This window comes from Desulfobaculum sp., from assembly GCF_054921475.1.
This window is the reverse complement of record NZ_JBUDSW010000266.1, coordinates 1-4,762: the sequence shown is the minus strand read 5'-3', so window position 1 is coordinate 4,762 and position 4,762 is coordinate 1. Positions and strand designations below refer to the sequence as shown.

Annotated in this window: 5 protein-coding genes; all 5 read right to left on the bottom strand. The window is 64.6% G+C overall.

Annotation, left to right across the window (positions count from 1 at the left end; genetic code table 11):
• A partial coding sequence (locus ACY69P_RS14295) for a cache domain-containing protein (protein WP_462327955.1) occupies positions 1 to 899 on the bottom strand: 899 nt, incomplete at its 3' end.
• A gap of 615 nt (positions 900 to 1,514) precedes the next feature.
• Entirely contained in the window at positions 1,515 to 2,534 is a 1,020-nt protein-coding gene (locus ACY69P_RS14290) for a phage late control D family protein (RefSeq protein ID WP_462327954.1), read from the bottom strand.
• Positions 2,525 to 2,728, bottom strand: coding sequence for a tail protein X (locus ACY69P_RS14285; RefSeq protein WP_459899096.1), 204 nt, complete (start codon positions 2,726 to 2,728; stop codon positions 2,525 to 2,527). Before ACY69P_RS14285 ends, ACY69P_RS14290 begins: the two co-directional genes overlap by 10 nt.
• Positions 2,703 to 3,101 carry a phage tail protein gene (locus tag ACY69P_RS14280; RefSeq protein WP_462327953.1) on the bottom strand — a complete coding sequence of 133 codons (399 nt, stop codon included), beginning with the start codon at positions 3,099 to 3,101 and terminating at the stop codon, positions 2,703 to 2,705. Before ACY69P_RS14280 ends, ACY69P_RS14285 begins: the two co-directional genes overlap by 26 nt.
• A 20-nt stretch (positions 3,102 to 3,121) precedes the next feature.
• Positions 3,122 to 4,762: phage tail tape measure protein (locus tag ACY69P_RS14275; protein WP_462327952.1), on the bottom strand; the 1,641-nt coding region annotated here is incomplete at its 5' end.

Genomic DNA, 4,762 nt, shown 5'->3' with positions numbered 1-4,762 from the left:
ACGCCCCAGCGGTCGCTGCTGGAGCCAAGGGTTACCGGCACCACAAGGTCATAATAGCCCTCGCTGAAATTGCGGTAGACTTCGTTGCGGGCAAGACTGCGCAGCACCTTGTCCGGATGGGTAAAGACCTCGGTCACCTGCTTGCCCGCAAGGTCAGGCTTGTCCGTCTGCGCTGCGATGGTCCCGGCATGGCTGACCAGCGTCACCATAGCGCGCGTGCCAAGCAGGGTCATGGAGTCCGCAATCTGTTGCAGGAAGTCCACGGGCAGGTCTACCCCCACCGCGCCAACGGGCCTGCCGTTTACGCGGATGGAGGAACCAAGGGTCACCACCATGCGGCGCTTGCCGCCAATGTTGTACATAACGGGCTTGGAGACCGTATCCGTCGTTGAACGCAGCGGCTTGAGGTACCAGCCCGCGCGCTCCGGGTCGAGATAGCTGTCACCGCACGGTTCAAGGTGCAGACCGCCAACCTTGTTCCAGTACGGCACAAAGCGGCCCGTAGAGTCGTGTCCTTTGTCGTAGTGCTTATGCGCGGCGTCCGCGTCGTCCAGCGCGTCCGGTTCCCACACGGTCCATGCGCCAAGCAGGGCTTCGTTCCCCGCGGCAACCGTGCGGAGCATGCCGCTCATCTCATCGCGCGAGGGCGTTTGGTTGGTTTCGCGCATGCCCTGATAGCTCTGCGCCAGCGTACGCGCGGCATCAAGGCCCACCTCAAAGCGGCTCTTAATCTTCAGCGCCTCAACGGTGGCCTGGTCCTCCGCCTGCCGCAGGGCGTCCTTCAGGGCCTCCTGCCGCGTGGTGTACGTGGTGTAGGCAATGATCACCAAAATGGACGCGGCAAGGCACAGCCCCGACCATAGAACAATTTTCCCTTTAATTGACCGAAACGAATACACTTGTCTTCTCCTCAAAGAGTGCGCAATTCACAGGGGCCTCAGCCCCCCTTTTCTGCACGAATGCGCCGGGGAAACGACCTTTACCAGCGCGGTACAGCTCCACCCGCCGCCTTCCGGCCCCCAATGCAACAGCGCCCCGCCCCGACATCTCGGCACACTGTTTGATCGCATTGCATTTTATAATCATGATCACTCGCATGGTCATGAAAAAGCGGCTACGCGTTTTGCGGCCGCATCTGCAAGGCTTTTCCATCCGCCACCTTCCGGTGGCGGCGCCCACGTGGCGTTCCGAAAGTATACACGCCAGACTCTGGCACTATTGTCAACGCAATATCGAACTTTTTACCGTCAATTATCTGGCGGAAGAGGTGTTTTTCCGCCCTGTTGCCGCACTGCAAAGTTGGGCAACCACCCTCTGCACAGCCCTCGAATATCCCCTTTCCCACCCCGCCAGCACCTTGGTCAATATACGCCAGCCGTCGCCATACACATTCCCGCCGCACATGTTCCCCCTCTACGGCAGTACCACGCGCCCAAACGCTTCATGCAGAAGGGCCGCAGCATCGCCAAACGGCAACACTGCGGCCCGTGTTCGTCACGCTCTGTTCATTGCGCCTAAGCAGGCGTGGCGGCGTCCTGCCCTTGTTCCCCGTCCACGCTGGTCACGTAGCCGGAGCTGTCCAGCTTGTGTTCGGCCTTGGTCACAGTCCATTGGCCGCTGACGCCCTCGCGGAATCCCTCAAGCTGCGCCAGCGCTTCAGCGCGCAGATCCGGACGCCCCGGCAGCGTAAGAGACAGCGTGGCGCGCCCGCGCTGAAAAGCCTCCAGCTTGGCGCGCGCCGCCTGCTCTGCCGCATCGCGCGAGGCATAGGGGTGGCGCAGGCGGTACACGGGTTCGCCGTCACCAACGCTCTCCTCACGGTCGCACGCGCTGTCCGTATCACGCCACTGGGCAACCACCCGGCGATAATCGCCGCGCTCTGCCATTTCCACGCGCCAGCTTGTCACGTCGCCGGGACTCAGACGCACCCGCGCCCGCGGCGCACCGCTCACCGCCGTGCCCGCCGCTTTGGGCGTCAGCACCAGGAACCCGCCCCCCACCTTGGCCAGCACGCCCATCTCCGCGGCAAGCCGCGTGACAAGGTTCATATCGCTCTCGCGAATCTGATCAATGTGCCCAAGGCGGCGGCCCTCGACCTCCGCCGCAATGGCGGGCGTCAGGCCATGTTCTGCGGCCACAACCCGTGCAAGCTCGCCCAGCGTCCCCGGCGTCCACGACCGCGTGCGCTGGGTCTGAAGCTGGGTATACGTGCCGCTGCGCTCAAAGGGCGCGCCGCTGGCGGTAATGCTCAGCACCTGCGGCGGCCCGGACAGCGTGACGCCATCCACAACATACAGCCCCATATACTGCGCGCTGTCGCCATAGCCCAACCACACGCGCAGTTCCGCGCCCGTGGTGGGAAGCACCACATGCGGCGCGCCATCGGAAAGGGTCAGCGACAGCGCATCGGACTGCATCCCCGCCTCATCAGTGATGGAGAGGGAAATCAGCCGCTCGCGGATGACGGCGGTGATGTCCTCACCACCAGCTTCCACGCGGAAAACCGGCGCATACGTGTTGCGTGCTAGTCCCACAGGCTCACCCCTTCATCAGGTTCCGGGTCCGGCAGGTCGGGCAAGAAGATTGCCACACCCGCCGCGAGGACCGGCCCCTTGTCAGCAAGGCCGGGGTTGGCTTCCAGCACAGCCTCCACAGTGCCCGCCGTCCGCCCATAATGCCGGTGGCACAGGGCGTCCACCATGTCACCGTCCTTCGTGCGGTACCACATCGGCCCCTCCGTAGTACTTGAGCTTCAGGGTGAATTCCATACGGCGCGGCGTCCCGTCCGGGAAGAGTTGCTGCCGGGGTTCGTCCACGCCCTCCACACCCCAGCGGCCATGGATGCCCCCTTGCCCGTCCACGAATAGCAGCGGCCTGCCCTGCCCCGCCTCGGCGCGCAGGGCCGCCACCTGCGAAAGCCCGCCCCGAAAGTGCGGATACACCACACCGGAGACGCTGACGCTGTCTGCGCCCGGCCCAAGGTACTGCAGCGCCGCCTCCCGCCCGTGGCGCTCCTGCGCGCCCCAGCGATACGCCGTGGAGCGCGACAACCGTCCGGGCGCGGCCGTATCCACGGAAAACGTGTAGTCACCGAGTTTCATAATACTCTTCGACATAAGCCCTACCCGTCGTGTAGCGCCCGCCGCCGCGCCACGCGGCTGCGTTCATCCAGCCGTCGCAGCACCGCTTCCGCGATGTCGTGAACCGACTGCTGCGGCGTCGCATAGATGTTGATGGAATCAATGTGCTGCGAGACCTGCGCCGGGGCCGCCCCAGCGCCAGCGGCGGCAGGAACAGCAGGCACAGCCGGCACAGCGTGCGGCGCGGACGCGGGAACAGACGCACGTGCCGCCGGGGCAAACCGGCGCGGCTCCCTCGCATGCTGGACGGGCTTTGCCCGTTTGATGCGCTCGTCCTCTTCCTCATCGTCGTCATCATCACCGCCAAAGGAGAAAAAGCGCCCCACAGCGCCGAGGAATCCGCCCTCGGTAAAGGCCTTTTTCAAGTCGTCCCAAATGGTGATAAGCCGCACCACAGCCAGCGTAATGCCCGTGATGACGAATCCGATAGGGTTGGCCGCAAAGGCGATGCCCACGGCCTTGATGCCAGAGACCAGCAGCGGAAACACCCGCCCCGCAATACCCGACATCACGTTACCAATGGACAACAGCGACGAGCCAAAGGACACCACGCTCATCACGGTTTTTCCCGCCAGCACAGCGCCCAGCATCATGGCAAGGTTCTCAAACCCGCCAACGACATCCGCCGCCCATGTCACGCAGCTCACCACGGTGGAAAACGCCTTGGCTGCGCCGCTGGCAAACTGCGCCACGGCCTCGCCAATTTTGCCGAATTCGCTCCGGTTTTCGCGCGCCCACTGGGCGAGGCGCGGGCCCCACTCATTGAGCAGCGGAGCCAAAGCGCCGCCGATGACGCCAAACAGCTCACCCGTCACCGAGGACACCACCGTACTGAACCGTCCAAAAGCGGCTGTGTAGTTCTTGGCACCACTTCGGCCTGCCTCGGACACCACGTTCAGTTCCTTCTGGGTGGCAAGCAGTTCGCCAACGCTCTTGGTGCGCTCCGAAAGGCCCGCAGCAAGTTCGCCGCCACTGTCACCCATCAGCGCGCCCCCGATGTCCACCGCCTGCTGCGTATCCCCCAGTGTCCGAAGCCTTTCAGCCACGCACTGAAGGCGATCCTCCGGCGACATATCCTTGAGTTCGGCAAAGGACAGGCCAAGAGCGCCAAGGCTTTCCTTCGCCCCGTGCGCCGCAGCGCCGCCCTGCTCCAGCTGGGCCATCGTGGCCTGCAGACTGCTGGCAACGCCGCCGATCTGGTCCGAAGTCAGACCCATTTCCGCGCCAAGGCCATTCCACGCGGCCAGCCCCTCGGTGGAGAAACCAAGAGACGCCGCCTGGTTGGACAGACGCGTCATTTCACGGTTGGAGTTTGTGAGCGCGGCGCCAAGCGTCTTCGCATGCTCCCATGCGCCGCCAAGCGCCGCGCCAATGCCAGGCTCGCCCGCACCTCCTGCGGGGGCCGGGGCCTGCCCCGCGCCAGCGCCGCCGGACTTACCCCGCGATTGCGCAGGCCCTGCGCCGCCAGACGTCTTTGTGGACCGCAGCTTTCCCACAACGCGCCGATGCGCCCGGGAAACAAGGGACGCACTCTGCGCGAAGTCTTGGCTCACGGCCTTAAAGGAGGCGTCCGGAACAAGGCCAAACCGGATAACACCTGCTGTGCTGCCCCGCATTACGCC

Bases quoted from the DNA above. Each gene is read 5' to 3' on its own strand.
- ACY69P_RS14280 (WP_462327953.1), bottom strand. From the start codon at position 3,101: ATGAAACTCGGTGACTACACGTTTTCCGTGGATACGGCCGCGCCCGGA.
- ACY69P_RS14285 (WP_459899096.1), bottom strand. From the start codon at position 2,728: ATGTGGTACCGCACGAAGGACGGTGACATGGTGGACGCCCTGTGCCAC.